Source organism: Sphingomonas sp. BLCC-B65, assembly GCF_028550675.1.
In the GTDB taxonomy this organism is placed as follows: domain Bacteria; phylum Actinomycetota; class Actinomycetes; order Actinomycetales; family Microbacteriaceae; genus Microbacterium.
In genome coordinates this window covers 2,543,680-2,564,705 of record NZ_JAQQGL010000001.1, presented here as the reverse complement: position 1 = coordinate 2,564,705, position 21,026 = coordinate 2,543,680, and the positions used below count along the sequence as shown (strand labels likewise).

The following is a 21,026-nucleotide window of genomic DNA, read 5'->3' as shown; positions in this document are numbered from 1 at the left end:
TCTCGTCGGGCCGCACGGAAGGGGGGTTCCGCACGACGACGTACTACGGGCTTCGGATCGCTTCGCCGTTCGGGCCGGCAAAGATAACGATCGGGTAAACACTACATCGTGGTCGCTGGGAATGCCATGGACACACGGTCCACGTTCCTATCAAACCGTGGACGCCTCACATCTCCAGGAGCTCGCGCATCTGCGTGAACAGCTCCGGGCCGGCCGCGATCGTCATCTCCGCCCCCGGCGCATCACCGGGACGTCCGCCGACGACGCCGCCCGCCTCCGTGACCAGCAGGGCTCCCGCCGCGTGATCCCACGGCTTGAGCCCGCGCTCGAAGTACCCGTCCAGCCGCCCGGCGGCGACGTACGCCAGATCGAGGGAGGCGGCGCCGGCGCGACGCAGGTCGCGGGCGAGCACCATCATCCGGCGCACGCGTGCCAGGTCGCCGTCGTGGGTGGCGGGGTCGTATCCGAAGCCGGTCGCGAGCAGGGCCCCGGCATCCGTCACCGTCGATACGCGCAGAGGCTGATCGCCGAGCCAGGCGCCCCCGCCGCGGTGCGCGTGGAAGAGCTCGTCGACGGCGGGGCTGTAGACGGCCGCGGCCTGCGCGACCCACGTCTCGGGCCGCGCCTCGCCGGTCACCGCGGCGATGCTGACGGCGTACTGCGGAATGCCGTAGGCGTAGTTGACGGTGCCGTCGATGGGGTCGACCACCCAGGTGACACCGCTCGTGCCGGGCTGCGGATCGGACTCCTCACCGAGGAAGCCATCGTCGGGGCGGGCCGCGGCCAGCCGGTCGCGGATGAGCTGCTCGACCTCGCGGTCGGCCTCGGTCACGATGTCGGCGAGGGTGGACTTCGTCGCCGCCACCGCGACGCCCTCAGCCCGCCGACGCCGCGCGAGCGCGCCCGCCTCCCGTGCGATGTCGACGGCGATCTTCTCCCACTGCGCGGCATCCATCATGCCTCCACGCTACGCGCACTAGCGTGGCCTCATGAGCGCGCACTACGACGTCGTGATCGTCGGCGGTGGCCACAATGCCCTCACCGCCGCCGCTTATCTGGCCCAGGCACGCAAGCGCGTCGTCGTGCTCGAACGGCAGGACCGGGTCGGCGGCGCGGCGGTGTCGGAGCAGCCCTGGGCGGGCGTCGACGCGCGCCTGTCGCGCTACTCGTACCTCGTGAGTCTGCTTCCCCGCACGATCATCGACGACCTCGATCTGCGGCTCGACCTCCGGCGGCGCCGTTACTCGTCGTACACCCCCGACCCCGCCGACCCCTCCCGCGGCATCCTCGTCGACAATGCGGATGCCGCGGCCACCACCGCGAGCTTCATCCGCACGACCGGTGACCTGCGCGAGGCGGAGCGCTTCGAGACGTTCACCGACCGTCTCCTCCCCCTCGCCGCGACGGTCTTCCCCTCGGTGACGGCACCCCTGCGCCGCGCCAGCGAGATGCGGGCGGATATGGCGGACACGGCGCTCTGGGACGCGCTGACCACACGGCCTCTGGGTGACCTGCTGCGCGAGGGGCTGGGCACCGACATCGCGCGCGGCATCGCCCTCACCGACGGTCTCATCGGCACGTTCTCCTGGGCCGACGATCCCTCACTGCGCCAGAACCGCTGCTTCCTCTACCACGTGATCGGCGGCGGCACCGGCGACTGGGATGTTCCGGTGGGCGGCATGGGCCGGGTGAGCGCCGCACTCGAGAACGCGGCCCGTCGGGCGGGTGCCGAGGTTCGCGTCAACGCGACGGTGACCGCGATCGACCCCAGGGGAACCGTGACGCTGAGGACGGGCGAGCAGATCACCGCGCGTCTCGTGCTGAGCGGCGTCGGCCCGAGCGTGCTCGATCGCCTGATCTCGGCGGCGCCCGCGCCCGACGCGGACACGGCCCCGGAGGGCGCACAGCTCAAGGTCAACATGCTGCTGTCACGGCTGCCGCGGCTGCGCGACACGACGGTGTCGCCCGAAGCGGCGTTCGCCGGGACGTTCCACGTCAACGAGACGATGACCCAGCTCGATGACGCGCACGCCGCCGCGGTGGCCGGCGGCATCCCGCAGCCTCTTCCCGCCGAGATCTACTGCCACTCCCTCACCGATCCGTCGATTCTCGGACCGGCTCTGCAGCAGTCGGGCGCGCAGACGCTCACCCTGTTCGGACTGCAGGTTCCACACCGATTGGCTGCCGGTGTCACGAGCGCCGACTACCGGTCGACGCTCGTGGATGCCGCGACCCGCTCGCTCGATGCGGTTCTAGCCGAACCACTCGCCGACTGCCTGTTCATCGCGCCCGACGGCTCGCCGTGCATCGAAGCACGGACCACGACCGACCTGGAGGGGTCGCTCGGCATGACAGCCGGCGACATCTTCCACGGGCCGCTGTCGTGGCCGTGGGCGGGCGACGACGAGCCGCTCGAATCGGCCGCCGAGCGTTGGGGCGTGGCGACGGCACACGAACGGGTACTGCTGTGCGGGTCGGGCGCGCGTCGCGGCGGCGCCGTCAGCGGGATCGGCGGCCACAACGCCGCGATGGCGGCGCTGGAGCTTCTCGACTGACGCTCAGCTGTGCGGCTGCGGCGGCAGCGGCGGGGCGGGCGGGTAACCGTCGTGTCCGTGCGGGGCCGGAGCCGCCGGCGCGCTCGGCGCGTCGGTGAACCAGAAGCGCGCTCCGGCCGAGGGGTGACCCGTGTAGTAGGCATTCCAGTCCGGCGAGCCGTCGGGAAACACCGGCAGCGGGGTGACGCCGTCGGCGAAGGTGGGCCACGGCACGGATGCCGCCGGGGCGGGGGTCGGAGTCGGTGCGGACGGCTGTACGGGAGCGGCGGCGGGCTGCGGGGGCGCGGCGGGCGCGGGAGCAGGCGCCGCGGGCGGTGCTGCCGAAAGCAGAGCCGCGCCGTAGGGGGCCGAACCGTAGGGAGCCGCTGTGTAGGGTGCCGCGCCGTAAGGGGCCGCGATGTGCGGACGCGGACGCTTCGGCGCGAACAGCGCATTCACGAGCGGCAGGAGCGCGGTGCCGACGGCGGACAGGATCGCGAGGGCGACGACCACGCGCCAGTAGAGAGGACGGTAGGTGACGAACTCATCGGTCATCAGCGGCAGCACGAGCATGACCATGAGGATGACGACGAGCCCGATGGTCACGTAGGTGACGATCGAGGTGAAGGTCGTCTGGTGCCGCTGGAACGCTTTGAGGAAGAGTCGGGCGTGCAGAAGAGCCCCCTGGACGATGAGCGCGATGACGATGAACTTGAACACGCGCTCGGCGCCGGCGCCGAAGTAGCCGCTGGTCGGCATCCAGATGAGGAACGCTCCCACCAGCAGGATGAGCACCCACGAGATCATGCTCGTCAGCGCGAGCCAGGTGGGCCGGTTCTGCGCCATGTTCGACTCGGCGATCGAGACGCCGGCGAAGCCGGCCAGCAGGAGGATCGTCAGGAACGCCTTACCCACGATGCCGTTCGAGTCGCCGATCAGCACCCACACCACGCACACGAGGGCGGCGGCGATCAGGGCGCCGATCGCGACCCAGATCGTCGCTCGCAGGATCTTGTTCGACTGCGGTGAACTCGTCGGTTCGGTCATGTCTCTCCCCTTCGTTGGGCATCCAGCCGTGCACCCATCCTGTCACGCGGGTGCGACGGCGCGAGAGGTCTCGCTCCGCACGCGGGAAAGCGAAAGGCCCCGCGCGTGCGGGGCCTTTCGGTGGGTGGCGAGTGAGGGATTCGAACCCCCGAAGTCGAAGACGGCTGATTTACAGTCAGATCCCTTTGGCCGCTTGGGTAACTCGCCGAGTGCGCACCCGCCCGGCTTTTGCAGTCGACCGGAGGCGCGATCAACCATCTTACCCGGCCGCACGCGTTCCGAAAAACCACGGGCCGCATCGCGCGCGTCAGAGCGGGGCCACGACCCGCTCCACGAAGGCCTCCACGCGGTGGCGCGTCCCGTCGATACGGCGATCGACGCTGGCACGCACTTCGCTCGGCGCGAGCGGTGCCGCGAGGCGGACGTTCTCGTGACAGCCCAGATCTGCGCAGATGTAGGTGCCGACGCTGTCGCCGCGCTGCCCGGCATCCCCCGCCCGTCGCGCGGTGAACAGCGCCACCTGGTTGCCAGGCTGCATCGTGTGGCAGAGGTTGCACATCGCGGCGCGCGGACGGGACCCGGATGCCGCGCGCAGCACGATCCCGGTGGGCACACCGTCGCGCTCGACGATCATGTAGCCCCGACCTCGGAAGTCCGGATCGGACCACGCGAGGAAATCGAGGTGATCCCAGTCGGCGAGCACGAGGGAGAGCGGAAGCCCCACGCGGTCCAGCTCGTCGGGTGTCGCGTTGACGAGGGCGGCGCGCACCTGGTCCTCCGTGAGCGGCTGCATCCGTCCAGTCTACGAACCGGTCCGCCGCGCCGGGCCGGTCAGCCCGCGTACGTGTCGTTGGCCCGCGTGAGGGCGCGCTCGATCTCCTCAGCGGGTCGGCATCCCGCGATCGCGAAGCACAGCAGCTGCAGAGGGTAGGTCGCCGCCGTGACACGTGCGCGGTGGGTGACTTCGGGCGGCACGATCTGCGCCACGAGATCCCACCCGTGCCACGTCGCGAGCGCCGCCACATCTTTCGCCTCGTCGTCGGCGGCAGCGAGATCCCAGTCGATCAGACCCGAGACGGTGGAGGCGACGCCACCGGTCCACAGCACGTTGCTGCCGGCCAGGTCGCCATGCGTCAGCACGTCGCCCTGCGGCGCGAGCCCGACGAACGCCTCGGCCGCGCGGCGAGCGCGCTCACGGGCCGTCGGAGCGAGCATCGTGACGGCCTCGCCGGTCATGAGACGCAGACCCTCCTCGCCGCCGAAGAAGGTGTGTCGATGGGCCAGGTGCCTTCGCAGCGGCGCGAGGTCGGACTCGCGAAGGGTGTCGAGGAGGCGTCGAAGCTCGACGGGGTCGCCGCTGCCGCTCGGATGCGGCTCGCCGTCGACGCGCTCCTGCGCGATCGCGACCACGCCACCCGCGGCACGGTCATCGATCGCCGGGCCCGCGGAGCGCGGCACCGCGAAAGGCAGTGCCGGCAACGCGTCGACGAGCCGCTGGGCCCGGAGGGCCTCGGATGCCGCATCCGCGCTGCGCGCCACTCGCACCGCCACGCGCCCCGCGAGCACGACGAGGTTCGCCGAACCGTGCTCCACGCGCCGCCAGCCACCGCGCAGCACCCGCTCCCCTGCGGCGCCCAGCGCGCGGGCGACGGCGTCGTCGACGACGTCATCCGCGGGAGCGACGAAGCCGGTGTACACGGTTCGACCCTACGGGCTCGCGAGCGCGCGCGATTAGACTGCCACGCATGGCTGACTCCTCTTTCGACATCGTCTCCAAGATCGACCGCCAGGAAGCGGACAACGCGCTCAACCAGGCCCGCAAGGAGGTCGAGCAGCGCTACGACTTCAAGGGGACCGACGCGTCGATCGACTGGAGCGGCGAGGCGATCCTCATCAAGGCCAACAGCGAAGAGCGGGCGAAGGCGGTGCTCGACGTGTTCCAGTCGAAGCTGATCAAGCGCGGCATTTCGCTGAAGTCGCTCGAGTCGGGTGAGCCGCAGCCCTCGGGCAAGGAGTACCGCATCACGTCGACGCTCAAAGAGGGGATCTCCTCCGAGAACGCGAAGAAGATCACCAAGCTCATCCGCGACGAAGGCCCCAAGTCGGTCAAGGCGCAGATCCAGGGCGACGAGCTGCGCGTGCAGTCGAAGTCGCGCGACGACCTGCAGGAGGTTCAGCGCATGCTCAAGGCCGCCGACCTCGACGTCGACCTCCAGTTCGTCAACTACCGGTAAGGCACGCGGGCGGGCGGCACTCACCGGATTCATCACCGCTTCGCATAGATTCCGGGGATGATCGCGCCCCATCGTCGGCCGCCCCTCGTTGCCGCTGCGACGGCCTCCGCCGCAGCGGCCTTGTTGTGCCTTGCGGGCTGCAGCACACCCGCAGCATCCGCGGCGCCCGCGGCATCCACCCCGACCGCAGCAGCCACCCCGACCGCGACGCCCTCGTCGACACCGACACCGACACCCACTCCGGCGCCGACGCCCACGCCGGCCGTGTGGACGGTCCATACGACGCCCTCACCGGATGCGAACTGCACGGGGCCCGGCCGCGAGGCGGCGCGTGACGGCGTGCTGCACGTGTACGTCAGCATCGCGGCGCAGCACCTCTGGGAGTGCTCGGGCGAGAATCTGCTGATGGACTCGGCGGTGACCACCGGCGCCTCCGGTTTCGACCCGGACTACGCGACGCCGACCGGAACGTTCGCGATCAGTCGCATGACCCGCGACACCGAGCTTGTCGGCCACGACCGCCACGGCTCGTGGGACGACCACGTCGCGTACTGGATGCCCTTCGACGACGGCGACGTCGGCTTCCACGACGCCTCGTGGCAGACCTTCCCCTTCGGCACCGACGGCTACCTGCAGAACGGCTCGCACGGCTGCGTCCACATGCCCACCGACGCGATCGCGCACCTCTACAAGGATGTCGAGGTCGGCACGCGCGTCACGGTGCGCTGACCCGCGGCGCCAGCCGCTCAGCCGCGACCGAGACCGGGCACCAGCACCGGGGTGCGCTTCTTGTACTCCTGATAGGCCGGCTCGTCACCCCAGCGCGCGTCGGCGCGCTTCTCCAGCATCGGGATGCCGCTCACCCGCGTCAGCAGAAGGATCACGAACAGCGGCGAGATCACGGTGACCCACTGCCAGCCCACCGCCGCCGGCAGCGCGACGATCGCGACGCCGACCCAGACGAGGATCTCGCCGAAGTAGTTCGGATGCCGCGACCACGCCCAGACGCCCGAATCGATGAAGCGCCCCTTGTTGGCGGCATCCTTGCGGAACGCCGCCTTCTGCCCGTCGGCGACGACCTCGATGACCAGGCCCACGAGCCACACCACGGCACCGATGACGATCCAGACGTCGAGCCCACCCGCGGTGGTAGCGGTGATGCCGACCCACGCGGCCGACGACGTGACGGCGACCCACAGGCCCTGGATGATCCAGACCCGCAGGAACGCCAATGGGTTGATCTTGATGTCATCGAAGCGGCCGTCCGCGCCCTGCGCGTGCACCCGCACGTACAGGAATACGGACAGCCGCACTCCCCACACGACGATCATGACGGCCAGCACCCACGCCCGCACCGAGGCCGGCGCGACGGCCGCGAGCAAGACGATCGCGACCAGTGCGAACGTCAGGCCTCCCGTGAGATCGAAGAACTTCTCGGTACGCAGCAGCGCCGCCGGAATGTAGGCGACGACCTGGATCGCGAATGCCACGACGACCGCGAGCGCGAACAGCGGGATGCCGCCCCACGATGCGCCGGCGCTTCCGCCGGCGACGGCGAGTGCTGCGCCGATGCCGAGCGCGACGAGGATGGTGACGAGGATGGCGCCCGGGCGCTGTGACATGGGAGTTCTCCGGTTGAGGGGCGTAGGGCGGGTCAGAGGTAGAGGGCGTCGATGGTGCCCGACTCGCGGTCGAGCAGCTGACGACGCCGGATCTTCAGCGTCGGCGTCACGATCTCGCGATCCTCGGCATCCGCGAAGACGAGCGCGAACCGTCGCACCTGCTCGCTGCGCGAGACCAGCGCGTTGGCTTCGTCGACGGCCCGCTGCACCTCTGCGCGGAGGTCGGGGTCATCCAGCGCCACGGCGCTGCCGCGTGCGGCGGTGACCGCATCCTGGTCGAGCACGATGAGTGCGGTCAGATACGGCCGCCCCTCCCCCACGGTCACCGCCGAGGAGATGACGGGGTGCTCTTCGATCGCCGCTTCCCACCGCGCGGGGGCGACGGTCTTGCCACCCGACGTCGTGACGACGTCCTTGACGCGTCCCTCCAGCACGAGACGGCCGCGCTCGTCGAGCCTGCCGAGATCACCAGTGCGGAAGAAACCGTCGACGAAGGCGTCACGGTCATCGTCCGCGTTGCGATAGCCGGCGAACACACCGACGCCCTTCGCGAGCACCTCGCCGTCGTCGGCGATGCGCACGGTCGAGCCGGGAAGCGGCACCCCGACGGTACCCGAGCGGATGCGACCGGGAAGGTTGCCGGTGAGAGGCGCGGTCGTCTCGGTCAGCCCGTACCCCTCGATCACCGGAACACCCATGCCGCGAAACAGCAACGACAGCCGTGACGGCAACGTCGCGCCGCCCGAGAGCACGTAGCCGATGCGCCCGCCCATGAGGCCGCGGATGCGACGGTAGAAGAGGGCGTCGAACACGCGGCGACGCAGCCCCAGGCTCCACGACGACGCGGGCCGCTCGCCGTCGTCGATCTGCTCCTCACGCCGTGCGAGCTGCGTGGCGGTGCGAACCGCGGCATCCCAGACCCGCCCGAGGTGCTTGTCGGCGGCCTTCGCCGCGGCCGCCGCGGCGATCTTCTCGAGAATGCGGGGCACGACCACGAGGAAGGTCGGGCGCAGCTCCGCGAGCGAGGCGACGACTTCCGACGGCTCCGAGAGATGAGCGATGCGCATGCCGCTGGCGAGACAGATCAGCTGCAGCCCCCGGGCCAGCACGTGCGCCAGGGGAAGGAAGATCACCGTGCTGCCGTCCGCCCGCACGATGTCGGAGTATGCAGCGGCGATGTTGAGCACCTGCCCGAGGAAGTTCTCGTGACTGAGCACGACGCCCTTGGGCGTGCCGCTCGTGCCCGAGGTGTAGACGATCGTCGCGGGCGAGGTGGGGCCGGCATCCGTGCGGGCACGCTCGAGTACGGCGTCGTCGACGAGGCCGCCGCGAGCGGCGAGGTCGGCCAGGCCACGCGTCAGGGACAAGACGGTCGGTACCCCGGCCGCCGCCAACGCGGACCGGGAGCGCTCGTCACCGAAGAAGGCGACGCGCACTCCGGCGTCGGCGACGATCGCCGCGACCTGGCTCGGCGCGGAGGAGTCGTACATGGGCACGACGACGCCTCCCGCGAACCAGACGGCCAGGTCGGCGACGGCCCACTCGTAGCGCGTCGGGGCCATGATCGCCACGGCGTCGCCGGTTTGCAGGCCGTCGGCCAGCAGCCCCTTGGCGACCGCGCGCACCTCGGCGGCAAAGGCGGCTGTCGTCACCGGCCGCCACCGTTCTCCGTCGCGCACGTCGAAGGCGACGTGGTCGGGAGCCTCGTCGACCCGACGCGTCAGCAGGTCGGTGACATTGCGGTACGCCGACAGGTCGGCAAGCGGCGCAGTCGAGACTTCTCTCACGGACGGAGCTCTCCTTCGGGATGGGCGTAGCTGCCTCTTGTTCGGAGCCGTGGCCCGATCGGATCGGGTGTCCGCTCCGAAATCCTGCCATGCTCGCGCCCGACGCCCGGATGGGTTGCCGAAGCGCCCGCCGACACGGTATGGAGGCTCTCGCCGCGTGCGCGACCGGATACGCTCGCAGAGTGAGCTCCTCCGCTGTCATGCCGCGGCTCCCGGCGTGCGCCGTCACCGCACGGGGAGGCCGATGACCATGCCGCACGACGACGGGCTCGACGACTTCGCCGACCTGATGGGCTCGGCCCCCAGCGGTGCGTCGCACGTGTCGTTGTCCGCCGAGGATGCCGAGCGCCTGCGCCGACGTCGGCGCCGCCGCCGCCGCGGCTGGCTGATCGCCGCAGGTGTCGTGCTCGCGATCGTCGCCGGCGCCGGCGGCTACACGGCGTGGGCTCTGTCGGCGCCGTTGCCGGCGCTCGAGACGACGACACGCGTTCCGACCGTGACGCCGGGCGCCCCAGCAGCGCTGGCGATGCCCTCCGGACGGGCCGCCGCGATCTCGGTGGTCGGCGCCGCGGGCGATCTGGGGGCGGCGGGACTGCACGCGGTGAGCGGTGACGACCAGCCCCGACCGATCGCGAGCATCAGCAAGCTGATCACCGCGCTCGTCGTGCTCGACGCTCATCCGCTGCAGAGCGCCGACGACCCCGGTCCGACGATCACGTTCGACAAGGCCGACCACGACCTGTACGACCAGTACTACGTGCTCGGCGCGACCGTGGCCGCCATGCCGACCGGCAGCTCCATGTCGCTGCGCGACGCCCTGACCACCATGCTGTTGCCGTCGGCGAGCAACTATGCCGACGCGGTGGCGATGTGGGCCTTCGGCTCCCGTTCGGGCTACGTCTCCGCGACGCGCACGTGGCTCCAGGCTCACCAGCTGAACGGAACGACGATCGTCGAGCCCACCGGCATCGATGAGCGCAACACGAGCACACCGAGTGATCTGCTCGCCATCGGACAGCTCGCCGCGGCCAACCCCGCTCTCGCCCGGATCACGTCGATGTCGTCGGCCACCGTCCCGACGGTCGGAGAGGTGGACAACACCAACGATCTGCTCGGCAGCGACGGTGTGACCGGCCTGAAGACGGGCAACCTCGGCGCCGGGACGTTCGCACTGCTCTACACCGCGACGAGCAACCCCGGACTGGGCGAACCGCTGAAGATCGTCGGCGTCTCGCTCGATGGGCAGTCGCGGGAGCAGGTGGATGCCGATGTCACCACCGCGCTGCGCAGCGTCGCCGCCGGCGTGCACCTGGTGCCGGTCGCGAAAGCGGGAACACCGGTCGGCACGGTGACGAGCCCCTGGGGCGGGGAGGCGCAGTTGGTGCTGTCGCGCGACGAGAGCCTGCTCACGTGGTCCGATACGCCGATCACCGCATCGATCACGCTGACGATTGCGCCGACCGGCCAGGACGGCCAGCAGATCGGCATCGCGACGTGGACCTCCGGCGGCCGCAGTGCCAGCGTCGCGGTGGCCGTGCGCGGAACGATCGCCCCTCCCGACGACTGGTGGAAGCTGACCCATCCCTCGCTGCTCGGCGGCCCGGCGCCGTCGCCGTCGCCGTCGCCGAGCCTGAGCGTGAGCCCGTCTCCGACTCCCACCGCCGGCGGCTGAGCGGCGCGGATCAGCCCAGCGCGCCCGAGACGAGCCAGCGGCGCAGTACGCCGTACGCGGCATCCCTCGGCTCCGGCGCCGACAGGAACACGTCGTGGATCGCGCCGTCGATGTGCGCGACCGTCACGAGAGAGCCGATCCGCGTCGCCGCACGGGCGATGTCGGCGACCACCAGCACGCTGTCGGTGGAGGTCATCTCCGGCGCCCACTGCAGCGGCGTCGTCGATGCGGCGGAGAGCAGGGTGAGCACCGGGGCGTCGATCGTCAGGCCGCCGGCGACCGTGGCGTGACCCCGCATCACGGCGGCGAGCCAGCCCGGATGGGTGGGAAAGCCCCGCTCGGGACGCCAGCCTTCGGGACTGTCGGGCAGGGTCCCCAGTTCGCGCTGCGCGCGCGTGTAGAAGCCGAGATCGACGACCGGGTGCGCGCCGAGAGGGTCGAAGCGTGCCCGCATCGCGATGATCGGGGCGATGGCCTGACGCCCGATCGCACCCGTCTGCAGCTCCAGCCACGGACTGTTGAGCACGACGGCGGAGGCCGCGCCGCGATGCCGTGCCGCCCAGAGGCTCAGGGTGAGTCCTCCCGTCGAGTGCCCCAGCAGCACGAGCCGCCGGCCGCGATCGTGCGTGCCCATCGCGGCGAGGGCGGCGGCGATGTCGGGATCGTAGTCGTCGAGCGTCGTGACGTATCCCGGGATCTGCCCCGGGCGCAGGCTCCGGCCGTATCCGTGCAGGTCCAGGGCGTAGAACCGGGCACCGAGGCCCGTCCAGAAGCGCGCCAGCTCCGTCTGGAAGAAGTAGTCCGACCACCCGTGCACGTACAGCACGTCCACACCGTTCAACGGTCGCAGCCACGGCATCCGCGGGAGGGAGCGCACGAGGGTGGCGGGATCGGCGTCCGCGCCGAGCTCGAGCGTGAGCTGTTCGAAGCCCGGCCCGAGGATGTCTGCGACCCACTCGCCCACCATCTCGCCAGCCTATCCGCGGCCCCTCTGTGCGGGGCGACGGGGATAGCGGAGGAGATTTCCGTTCGGGAGGACGGATGCCGCGGCAGCGACCTCCCGACGCGACATCTCCTCCCGGGCGGTTCAGCGCGCGAGGTGGAGTCCCTGGGCGACCGCACGCATGAGCACGTCCTGCACCTGCTCCCACTGATGGATCACCTGTCGATAGCCGACGCGGATCACGTGATACCCGAGCAGCATGAGGGCGGCATCGTGCGCGTTGTCGGCATCGCGCTGCCCTCCGACATGGTGGCCGCCGTCGATCTGCAAGACGAGCCGCTCGCCGATGAGCAGGTCGACGCGGTGGCCGGCGATCCAGATCTGGCGCCGCAGCGACAGACGCATCCACCGCAACCGGGGCACGACGATCGTCTCCAATCCCGAGTCGGACCAGACCTCCGCCGCCGCGAGCACACGGCGCGCACAGGCCGGAAGGCGAAGCCGTGCCAGCGCCGGGGCGCTGACCTCTTCCTTCCGCAGAGCCGACTCCCACACCGCCAACGCGACCTCGAACGGTTGGCACGCGGCGACCGCAGCGAGCACGTTCTCGCGAGCATCGACCAGTGCATCCGGATGCCGCGGCACCACCGGCCGCGCCCAGTGCACGACCGCGGTGGCCGTCGGCGCCCTCCCGGCGTGAGCGTGAGCGGCGACGTGAACGCGCGCGTCGTCGTCGTGCACCCACCAGCCGCGCCGGCGCGCCTGCGTCACGCACGAGATCACCACGCCCGACCGTGCCGCCGCGATCAGGTGCGGGTCGGCATCCGGTACGGCCAACCAGCCGCGAGCCACGCGCACCAGCTCCCGCCGCGCCACCGCGCGGTCGAGCGCACCGCGCCCGTATCCGGCTCGAGCGATCCGATCGCTGCGGACCACGCCTCCGCATGCACGGGCCCACGTCGCGGCATCCATGTGCGACATCGTGACCCGAGCCACAGCCGGCGACCCCGCGCTCCGCGGCATCCGTACACAACCTGTCGCCTCTCCCCGCTGGGGAGGAGTCGAAGCAGGCCCACCCGCGCGCGCCAGCGGAGGAGATTTCCGTTCGGGAGGACGGATGCCGCGACAGCGACCTCCCGACGCGACATCTCCTCCCGAACCGACGCCTTACTCGCCGCGCGAGACCCGGACCATCTCGTCGCGGTCGACGACCTTGATGCGCGCACGCTCGTGCGGGGCGCCGAGAGCGACCTCGTGCTCGTCGAGACGATGCCACCCGTCGAGGTCCGTCCACGCGACGCCGCGCTCGGCCAGCAGGGCGGGGATCGCCTCCGGCGACGGGTCGGCGGGCTGCCACCACGACGCCTGGTCGTTGATGAGGTGGCTGATCGTCTCCATCGCGTCCGACTTCGTGTGCCCGATGAGTCCGACCGGGCCGCGCTTGATCCAGCCGGTCGCATAGACGCCGGGCACGCGCTCGTTGGAGTCCTTGTGCAGCACCTGACCCTCGTGATTGGGGATCACGCCGTGCTTCTTGTCGAACGGCACGCCCGGCAGCGGCGATCCGAAGTAGCCGACGGCGCGGTACAGCTGCTGGATCGGCACCTCGCGCAGCTCGCCGGTGCCGATGACGCCGCCCTGACCGTCCGGACGGGTGCGCTCGTACACGAGAGCGGCGACGCGGCCGCTGTCGTCGGTCTTCACCTCGACGGGCTTGGCCCAGAAGTGCAGGTGCAGCCGGCGCGACGCCTCGCCTCCGGCGTTGTTGACGCCCGGCCGCTGACGCCACGACTGCAGCACCCGATCGATGACCATCACCTGCTTGTTGCTGGCGACCGCGGCGCGCGACGCCTCGTCGTAGTCGAAGTCCTCGTCGTAGACGACCATGTCGACGTCGCGCAGCTCGCCGAGCTCGCGCAGCTCCAGCGGGGTGAACTTGACCTGGGCGGGGCCGCGGCGACCGAACACGTGCACGTCGGTCACCTGCGAAGCCTCGAGCCCGGCCTGCACATTCGCGGGGATCTCGGTGACGAGGAGGTCTTCGGCGTGCTTGGCGAGCACACGCGCGACGTCGAGCGCGACGTTGCCGTTTCCGATCACGGCGACGGATGCCGCATCCAGCGGCCACTCGCGCGGGAAGTCCGGGTGTCCGTCGTACCAGCTGACGAAGTCGGCCGCGCCGAACGAGCCGGCCGCATCGATGCCGGGGATGTCGAGGTCGGCATCCTTGATCGCACCGGTGGCGAAGATGACGGCGTTGTAGTGCTGCTTCAGGTCGTCGAGGGTGAGGTCCTGACCGAAGCGGACGTTGCCGAAGATGCGGATGTCACCGCGATCGAGCACGTCGCGAAGGGCGGTGATGATCCCCTTGATGCGGGGGTGGTCGGGGGCGACACCGTAGCGCACGAGTCCGTAGGGGGCGGGAAGGTGATCGAACAGATCGATCGAGACGTCGAACTTGCGCTCGGCCTTCAACAGGATGTCCGCCGCGTAGATGCCGGCGGGGCCCGCGCCGACGATGGCCAGCCTCAGCTTGGTCATGGGTGTGTCCTTCGTGTTCATCCGGTCGTGGGGCAAGGGCCGGCAGGCCCGGGTCGAGACGCGATCAGCTCGAGCGGTCGACGATGACGTGGGCGAGTTTGACCAGCGCATCGCGCACGGGACCGGCCGGAAGCGGATCGATCGCCGCGATCGCGGCATCCGCCCACTCGTACGCCTTGGCGCGGGTCTCGGCGGTCACGGCGTGTGCACGCAGCTGCTGCATCGCCTCGTCGAGGATCGCAGGATCGGCTCCGTCGGCGATGCGCGCCACGCCGTCGTCGATCGTGGCCTTCAGCGCGCGCGAGGCCGGGTCGGCGGCCCGGGCGAGAAGCAGGTAGGGCATGGTCGGCACGCCGGCGCGCAGGTCGGTGCCGGGGACCTTGCCCGTCTCGGCGGGGTCGTCGGAAAGGTCGATGACGTCATCGAGCAGCTGGAAGGCCACGCCGACCTTCTCGCCGTATTCCAGCGCGGGCTGACGGTACTCGGAGGGCGCGTCCGAGAAGAGGATGCCGGCCTGAGCGGATGCCGCGATCAGCGATCCGGTCTTGTCGGCCAGCACCTGCAGGTAGAAGTCGACGGGGTCCTCGCCGGCCTGAGCGCCCACCGTCTCGTGCATCTGTCCGAGGACGAGACGCTCGAACGTGTCGGCCTGCAGACGGATCGCGCGTTCGCCGATCTGGGCCATCAGCTGGCTGGCGCGCGAGAACATGAGGTCGCCGGTGAGGATGGCGACGTTGTTGCCCCACACGGCGTGGGCGCTGGGGACCCCGCGACGCACGTCCGCACCGTCCATGACGTCGTCGTGATAGAGCGAACCCAGGTGGGTCATCTCCAGGGCCGTGGCACCGGTGATGACGTGCTCGGTGGTGCCTTCGCCCAGCTGCGCGGTCAGGAGCGTGAGCATGGGACGCACCCGCTTGCCGCCGGCCTCGTAGAGATAGCGCGTCGTGGCGTCGGCGAGCGCGTCACTGACCCGCAGCTCGCGGGCGAGGGTGTCCTCGACGCGGTCGAGGCCGTCCTCGACGACGGCGAGCAGCTTGCGCATCCGGGGACCAGCGAGCACACGCTCGGTCAGACCGAGGTTGGCCGTCAATCGCGCACCGGCAGCGGAGGAGCTCGCAGTCACCCTCCCAGCCTACCCGCGGCCGTCGCACCCGCGGTCGCGGAGGCCGTTTCGACTCGGGCGCTACGCGCCCTCGCTCAACGACCGGGAGTCGCTGTCTCCCCCGCTCGGTGAGCGAGGGCAGCGAGTCGAAACGGGGCTCAGACGAGCGGCTTGATCGCGCGGTGCAGCGCGACGATGCCGAAGGTGAGGTCGCGGTGGGCGACGCGGGTCCAGCCGGCGTCGCGGATCCACGAGGAGAGCGTCACCTGGTCGGGCCAGTCTTTGATCGACTCGTTGAGGTAGTCGTACGCGTCGGCGTTCGAGCTCACGCTGCGCGCCACCGTCGGCAGGATCCGGTCGTTGTAGAACCGGTAGAGGCTCGCGAACGCGGGGTTCTGCGGGTGCGAGAACTCGCACACCAGCAGCATGCCGCCGGGCGCGGTGACCCGCAGCATCTCGGTGAGCGCCTTCTTCGGATCGTTGACGTTGCGCAGGCCGAACGAGATGGTGACCACGTCGAACTCGCCGTCGGCGAACGGCAGCGCCATCGCATCGGCCTCGACGAAGGTGACGTTGGGCACATGTCCGTGACGACGGCGGCCCTCGGCGATCATGCCCGGCGAGAAGTCGCCGGCCACCACCTCTGCGCCGCTGCGCGCCAGGGCGACCGAGCTCGCGCCCGTCCCGGCGGCGAGGTCGAGGATGCGCTGACCGGGCCGCGGAGCGATGGCACGCGTCGTGGCGATGCGCCAAAGCCGATCGTTGCCGAGGCTCAACACGGTGTTCGTGCGGTCGTAACCGGCGGCGACCTCGTCGAACATGCCGCTCACGCGGGACGGATCCTTGCCCAGGTCGGCGCGGTGTTCACTCACCCTTCGATCCTAGGCGCGCTCGCGGCGGCGCGGCAGCGCGGCAGCGCGGCGGCTCTCAGCGATGAGGCAGCGCCGCGAGCACGGCGAGCCAGTGCGCCGCCGTCGCCTGGTCGTAGGGCGCCCGCTCGGCACGGACCTCGGCTTCGAGCTCGACCGCCACGGTCTCGAGGCGCTCGACGATCTCCCTCGGGTAGCCGTACTGCACGCGATGCTCGTCCCACTCGTCGCGGTCGTCGATCCAGATGCCGCGGCCGTCGCGGGCACGCACGACGTCGAGGTCCATGTCGATGCCCGTGGGGCTCGGGATGCCGGCGGGATCCGCCGCGGCATCCCATCGCAGATCCCACGCCACATCGATGTAGATCGCGATGCGCGGGTGGGTCGCGTTGAGGGTGGCGGCGTATTCGCCGCTCGGCGGGATCAGGGTGACGTTGTCGCCGTCGCTGACCGTGTCGACGCCCGGTCGGGCACTGCGCCAGCCGTCGCGCTGACCGACCCAGTCGCCGTGGACGTCGCTGCCGAGATACACGCACTCGTGCTCCCAGTGCGGTCCGCCGCCCCACTTGCGCCAGCGGAAGACGAGCGGGGTGCCGGGCGCGGGTCGATCGGTCATGGCGGGAGCCTAACCCGCCCTGACCTTCGGCGCCCGGCTGCGGCGCGCCCGGCGGATTAGGCTGATCGGGTGAGTTCCGCGCCGCTCCTGCCACCCCGCCTGCGCATCGTGAGCCGGGAGATCGCCGCGATCGACGACCTGCTCGAATACGCCGATCCGGCCGACCCCCTGGTGTGGGCGCGACGCGGATCGTGGCTCGTGGGCGTCGGCTCGGCGCTGCGCATGGAGGTGCCGGCGGCGGATGCCGCAACCCTCGCCGACCGCTGGCGCGCAGTTGCGGCGGCGGCGACGGTGGACGACCACGTCGGCGTTTCCGGCAGCGGCCTGATCGCCTTCGGCGCGTTGCCGTTCGACGTGGAGTCGGCCGCGACCGCGGTGCTGACGGTGCCGCGGATGACGATCGGCACGCGCGAGGGCCGCACCTGGGTGAGCTGGGTGCTGCCCGACGACGGCGCCCCCGAGCCCGATGAGCCCCGCGCGATCGGCTACGGCCCGCACTGGTCGGCCGCGGTGGGACCCGGCGCGCTGACTCCGGAGGGCTATCAGGATGCGGTCCGTGCGGGACTTGCCGCGATCGCCTCCGGAGAGGTCAGCAAAGTCGTGCTCGCTCGGGAGCTGGCCGGCACGGTTCCGGCCGGCGCCGACCTCCGGCGACTCGCGCGCTCGCTCGCCTCGTCGTACCCCGACACGTGGGTCTACGCCGTGCACGGGCTCATCGGCGCGAGCCCCGAGACGCTCGTCACCGTCTCGGGGGGCCAGGTGACCGCGCGGGTGCTCGCCGGCACGGTCGCTCGGGGCGCCGGCCCGGACGCCGATCGCGAGGCGGCGCTGCGCCTGGCGACGAGCGCCAAGGACCTCGCCGAGCACCAGTACGCCGTGCGCAGTCTCGTCGACGCCCTCTCGCCGCACGCGAGCGCGCTGGCGGCCGCGGAGCAGCCGTTCACTCTCGCGCTGCCGAACGTGTGGCACCTCGCGACCGATGTGGAGGCCACGACCGCCGCCGAGACCTCCGCCCTCGACCTGCTGGGGGTGCTGCACCCGACGGCGGCCGTCGCGGGAACACCGACGGCGGCCGCTCTGGCCGCGATCCGTCGCATCGAACCGTTCGACCGCGGCCGCTACGCCGGACCCGTCGGGTGGGTCGACGCGAACGGCGATGGCGAGTGGGCGATCGCGCTGCGCGGGGCTCAGTTCGATCTCGCGGCGGCGGATGCCGACGGCATCCCGTTCCGCGCGCACGCCGGCGCCGGGATCGTCGCCGGCAGCGACCCCGAGGCCGAGATGCTCGAGACCCGCGTGAAGTTCCGCCCGATCGTCGACGCCCTGGCGTAGGGCGCGCCCGGGGTCAGCTGTCGGCGAGGCGTTTCTTCTCGGCCGCGACGTCGAAGTCGGCGGCGGGCCAGTGCGGATCGATGTCTTCGAGCGCATCCAGCAGGAGCGCCTGGACGGCCAGACGTGCGTACCACTTGCGGTTGGCGGGCACGACGAACCACGGCGCCTCGGGGGTCGAGGTGCGCGCGAACACCGTCTGGTAGGCCGCCATGTACTCGTCCCAGAGGCGGCGTTCGTCGATGTCGCCGGGGTTGTACTTCCAGTGCTTGTCGGGTCGGTCCAGCCGCTCCCCCAGCCGGCTCTTCTGCTCGTCGGCGGAGATGTGCAGCATCACTTTGACGATGCGGATGCCGCGATCGACGAGCCCCTTCTCGAAGGCGACGATGGCGTCGTAGCGGCGCTCGATCTCGTCGGCAGGCGCGAGCGCCCGCACCCGGCCGATGAGGACGTCCTCGTAGTGCGACCGGTCGAACACCCCGATGAAGCCGGGTGCGGGTACACGCTTCTCGATGCGCCACAGGAAGTCGTGCGCGAGTTCCTCGGGCGTCGGCTTCTTGAACGCGGCGAGCGCGACGCCCTGCGGATCGACCGATCCGACCACGTGGCGGACGATGCCGCCCTTGCCCGCGGAGTCCATCGCCTGCAGCACCAGCAGCACCGCCGGAGCGCCCTCTTCGACACGGCTCTGCGCGTAGAGGCGCTCCTGCAGCTCATCGAGCTCGTCCGCACCCGCCTCGAGGTCGCTCTGCCCCTGGTCTTTGTCGCCGTCGTAGCCCGGAGTGGATGCCGGATCGAGATCGGCGAGTCGGAACCCCGGGCCGACGCGCAGGAGCTCGGCGGGATCGGCGTTCCAGTTCTTCTGGCTTCTCGCGGTCATCTCCACATCATGGCGCGGGCAGCCGGATCCGGCCAGGGTGTTCAGCGCGCGAGGGCGACCTCGATGATCTGCCGCCCGACGACGCGGGCGGTGAGCGCCTGGTCGAGCTCGGCGCGCGTGGCGACGCGGACGTACTCCCAGCCGTACGCGGCGGCCAGCGGCGCCAGATCCACGTCCTGCGGCGTGTAGAGCACCCGCCGCATGGCGTCGGGCCCGGCGATTCCGGCGACCTCGAGCCCGTCGAAGATCGTTCCCCCGCCGTCGTTGCCGACGACGACCTGCAGCCGCGGCGCCGTCTCACCGACCGGCAGCAGAAGCGCCCCCACGTCGTAGAGGAAGGCGAGATCGCCGGTCAGCACACGGGTCACGCCGACGTCGGCGCCGGTCTGGCTCGCGATCGCGATCCCCATGCCCGTCGCGATGGTGCCGTCGATGCCGGCGAGTCCGCGGTTGGCGTGGACCGGCACCTTCTTGCCGCCGAGCACGCCGTCTGCGACACGCACGAGGCGCGACGAGGCGAAGAACAGCCGGTCGTGGGGCCAGGTCGCCCGCCACACGGCATCGACGAGTCCCACCCGGTCGATCGGGGCGCGCGCGACGGCGAGCTCGGACGCGATGGCGCCGAGGCGTTCGGCGGGTACCGCAGACGACAGCGCGGCGGCATCCGGCGCCGGCGGCGCGAGATCGACGGATGCCGCGCGGGACGCCCGCATCCAGGCGCCGAACCACTCACGGTCCATCTCGCCCACGGCGGCCACGACGGCGTCGACCGAGACCGAGGTGCCGTTGAGGTTGAGCGGCTCTCCCGGCCCGCGCACGGCGAGCACCTCGACGTCGTCACGCGACAGCAGCGCGGTGACCTCGCGGGTGAGCGTCGGATGACCGAAGACGACGGCGCGCTCGATGCGGCCGCCCAGCTCCGCATCGCGCAGCAGTCCGCGGTAGCCGTGCACGAGGTTGCGGCCGAAGCGGGCGCCGCTGACGATCTCGGCGATCAGCGGCCAGCCGCCCGCGTGCGCGAGCGCCTCGGCAGCGGGGCCGGCATCGGCCCCGGCGATCACCACGGTGCGGGGGCCACGCACCAGCACGTGCGGATCGACCTCCGGGTCGGCGGGATGGTTCGCCTCGCCGATGCCGCCGCCGCCCTGGTAGAGCGCTCCCGACGGCTCGGTCGCGCTCAGCTCGTCGCCGGCGACGTCGGGGCCGAGCGCGGGCGCGGGAAGGTCGAGCTCGGTCGTGCCCAGCCACGACGGCAGCACACCAGCCAGGGGCTCACGCAGCGGCAGGTTGAGGTGCACCGGTCCGGCCTGCCTCGTGCCCGTGCCGAGGGCGGCCGCGACCGCGTCCTCCGCAACCCGGCGGAGCATCATCGACTGCTCGCCGGTGCCGTCCGCATCGAGCGCGTCGGGCACGGGCAGGTCTTCTTCCAGACGCATGTTCGGCGCGAACATTCCGGGCTGGCGGGTCGTCTGGTTGGCGCCGACGCCGCGCAGCTCGGGAGGACGGTCGGCCGTGAGCAGCAGCAGGGGCACGCCGGCGTGATGCGCTTCGAGAGCCGCGGGCAGCAGATTCGCGACCGCGGTGCCGGAGGTGCACACGACGGCGGCGGGCATGCCGGACTCGCGGCCGATGCCGAGCGCGGTGAAACCGGCGACGCGTTCGTCGATGCGCACGTGCACGCGTACGTCGCCGCGCTTCTCCAGTTCGGCGGCGACCAGTGCGAGCGCCTGAGAGCGCGATCCGGGGCTGACGACGATGTGCGCGACCCCGAGTTCCGCCAGGCGTCCGAGCAGGGCGGCTGCGGCATCCGTCGCCGGTGCACGACCGGCGAGAGCGCTGTCGTCCAT

Annotated in this window: 20 protein-coding genes and 1 tRNA gene; 5 read left to right on the top strand and 16 right to left on the bottom strand. The window is 71.3% G+C overall.

What is annotated here, in order from left to right:
• Positions 1-166: 166 nt before the first annotated feature.
• Positions 167-958, bottom strand: a complete 792-nt coding sequence (locus PP359_RS12095; protein WP_499250685.1) for an inositol monophosphatase family protein — start codon at positions 956-958, stop codon at positions 167-169.
• A gap of 31 nt (positions 959-989) precedes the next feature.
• On the opposite strand from PP359_RS12095, the gene PP359_RS12090 reads away from it, so the two are divergent.
• Complete coding sequence (locus PP359_RS12090; protein WP_499250684.1) at positions 990-2,555, top strand: phytoene desaturase family protein; 1,566 nt, start codon at positions 990-992, stop codon at positions 2,553-2,555.
• A 3-nt stretch (positions 2,556-2,558) separates the two neighbouring features.
• Here PP359_RS12090 and PP359_RS12085 read toward each other — a convergent pair whose 3' ends face one another.
• The 4 genes from PP359_RS12085 to PP359_RS12070 all read right to left on the bottom strand — a co-directional run bounded on the left by PP359_RS12085 (position 2,559) and on the right by PP359_RS12070 (position 5,279).
• On the bottom strand, positions 2,559-3,581 hold the full coding sequence (locus PP359_RS12085; protein ID WP_036317494.1) for a hypothetical protein: 1,023 nt from the start codon (positions 3,579-3,581) through the stop codon (positions 2,559-2,561).
• A gap of 125 nt (positions 3,582-3,706) precedes the next feature.
• Positions 3,707-3,788, bottom strand: a tRNA-Tyr gene (locus PP359_RS12080).
• Positions 3,789-3,888: 100 nt separating this feature from the next.
• The gene (locus PP359_RS12075) at positions 3,889-4,374 is read right to left on the bottom strand and encodes an FBP domain-containing protein (protein WP_499250683.1); all 486 of its coding nucleotides are present in this window, start codon (positions 4,372-4,374) and stop codon (positions 3,889-3,891) included.
• A gap of 38 nt (positions 4,375-4,412) precedes the next feature.
• Positions 4,413-5,279 carry a phosphotransferase family protein gene (locus tag PP359_RS12070; RefSeq protein ID WP_433718984.1) on the bottom strand — a complete coding sequence of 289 codons (867 nt, stop codon included), beginning with the start codon at positions 5,277-5,279 and terminating at the stop codon, positions 4,413-4,415.
• 47 nt (positions 5,280-5,326) lie between these two features.
• Between PP359_RS12070 and PP359_RS12065 the strand changes: the two genes are divergently transcribed.
• On the top strand, positions 5,327-5,815 hold the full coding sequence (locus PP359_RS12065; protein WP_039416538.1) for a YajQ family cyclic di-GMP-binding protein: 489 nt from the start codon (positions 5,327-5,329) through the stop codon (positions 5,813-5,815).
• A 32-nt stretch (positions 5,816-5,847) separates the two neighbouring features.
• Here PP359_RS12065 and PP359_RS12060 read toward each other — a convergent pair whose 3' ends face one another.
• The gene (locus PP359_RS12060; protein ID WP_167487222.1) at positions 5,848-6,123 is read right to left on the bottom strand and encodes a hypothetical protein; all 276 of its coding nucleotides are present in this window, start codon (positions 6,121-6,123) and stop codon (positions 5,848-5,850) included.
• 31 nt (positions 6,124-6,154) lie between these two features.
• On the opposite strand from PP359_RS12060, the gene PP359_RS12055 reads away from it, so the two are divergent.
• Positions 6,155-6,544 (top strand): L,D-transpeptidase, encoded by a 390-nt coding sequence (locus tag PP359_RS12055; RefSeq protein WP_204359871.1) that lies wholly within the window; start codon positions 6,155-6,157, stop codon positions 6,542-6,544.
• A 17-nt stretch (positions 6,545-6,561) separates the two neighbouring features.
• Here the strand turns inward: PP359_RS12055 and PP359_RS12050 are convergent, their stop codons facing one another.
• Both PP359_RS12050 and PP359_RS12045 read right to left on the bottom strand, forming a co-directional pair.
• Positions 6,562-7,437 (bottom strand): DUF1295 domain-containing protein, encoded by an 876-nt coding sequence (locus PP359_RS12050; RefSeq protein WP_499250682.1) that lies wholly within the window; start codon positions 7,435-7,437, stop codon positions 6,562-6,564.
• 32 nt (positions 7,438-7,469) lie between these two features.
• Entirely contained in the window at positions 7,470-9,224 is a 1,755-nt protein-coding gene (locus PP359_RS12045) for an AMP-dependent synthetase/ligase (RefSeq protein WP_499250681.1), read from the bottom strand.
• A gap of 244 nt (positions 9,225-9,468) precedes the next feature.
• Between PP359_RS12045 and PP359_RS12040 the strand changes: the two genes are divergently transcribed.
• Entirely contained in the window at positions 9,469-10,896 is a 1,428-nt protein-coding gene (locus PP359_RS12040) for a D-alanyl-D-alanine carboxypeptidase family protein (RefSeq protein WP_239498604.1), read from the top strand.
• A gap of 10 nt (positions 10,897-10,906) precedes the next feature.
• Here the strand turns inward: PP359_RS12040 and PP359_RS12035 are convergent, their stop codons facing one another.
• The 6 genes from PP359_RS12035 to PP359_RS12010 form a co-directional block, all read right to left on the bottom strand.
• Positions 10,907-11,863: an alpha/beta hydrolase gene (locus PP359_RS12035; RefSeq protein ID WP_112931729.1), complete on the bottom strand. Its 957-nt coding sequence runs from the start codon at positions 11,861-11,863 to the stop codon at positions 10,907-10,909.
• Positions 11,864-11,983: 120 nt separating this feature from the next.
• Complete coding sequence (locus PP359_RS12030; RefSeq protein WP_036317483.1) at positions 11,984-12,811, bottom strand: endonuclease domain-containing protein; 828 nt, start codon at positions 12,809-12,811, stop codon at positions 11,984-11,986.
• Positions 12,812-13,006: 195 nt separating this feature from the next.
• Entirely contained in the window at positions 13,007-14,380 is a 1,374-nt protein-coding gene (locus tag PP359_RS12025; RefSeq protein ID WP_036317482.1) for an FAD-dependent oxidoreductase, read from the bottom strand.
• A gap of 64 nt (positions 14,381-14,444) precedes the next feature.
• Positions 14,445-15,506, bottom strand: coding sequence for a polyprenyl synthetase family protein (locus PP359_RS12020; protein ID WP_036317481.1), 1,062 nt, complete (start codon positions 15,504-15,506; stop codon positions 14,445-14,447).
• A 137-nt stretch (positions 15,507-15,643) separates the two neighbouring features.
• Positions 15,644-16,357: a class I SAM-dependent methyltransferase gene (locus PP359_RS12015; protein ID WP_036317480.1), complete on the bottom strand. Its 714-nt coding sequence runs from the start codon at positions 16,355-16,357 to the stop codon at positions 15,644-15,646.
• A 55-nt stretch (positions 16,358-16,412) separates the two neighbouring features.
• Complete coding sequence (locus PP359_RS12010) at positions 16,413-16,970, bottom strand: DUF402 domain-containing protein (RefSeq protein WP_499250680.1); 558 nt, start codon at positions 16,968-16,970, stop codon at positions 16,413-16,415.
• A 69-nt stretch (positions 16,971-17,039) separates the two neighbouring features.
• Here PP359_RS12010 and PP359_RS12005 point away from each other — a divergent pair, with 69 nt between their 5' ends.
• On the top strand, positions 17,040-18,302 hold the full coding sequence (locus PP359_RS12005) for an isochorismate synthase (protein WP_036317478.1): 1,263 nt from the start codon (positions 17,040-17,042) through the stop codon (positions 18,300-18,302).
• 13 nt (positions 18,303-18,315) lie between these two features.
• On the opposite strand, the gene PP359_RS12000 is transcribed toward PP359_RS12005, so the two are convergent.
• Together PP359_RS12000 and menD are read right to left on the bottom strand one after the other, a co-directional pair.
• Entirely contained in the window at positions 18,316-19,179 is an 864-nt protein-coding gene (locus PP359_RS12000) for a polyphosphate kinase 2 family protein (protein ID WP_036317476.1), read from the bottom strand.
• A gap of 41 nt (positions 19,180-19,220) precedes the next feature.
• On the bottom strand, positions 19,221-21,026 hold the full coding sequence (gene menD / locus PP359_RS11995) for a 2-succinyl-5-enolpyruvyl-6-hydroxy-3-cyclohexene-1-carboxylic-acid synthase (RefSeq protein WP_499250679.1): 1,806 nt from the start codon (positions 21,024-21,026) through the stop codon (positions 19,221-19,223).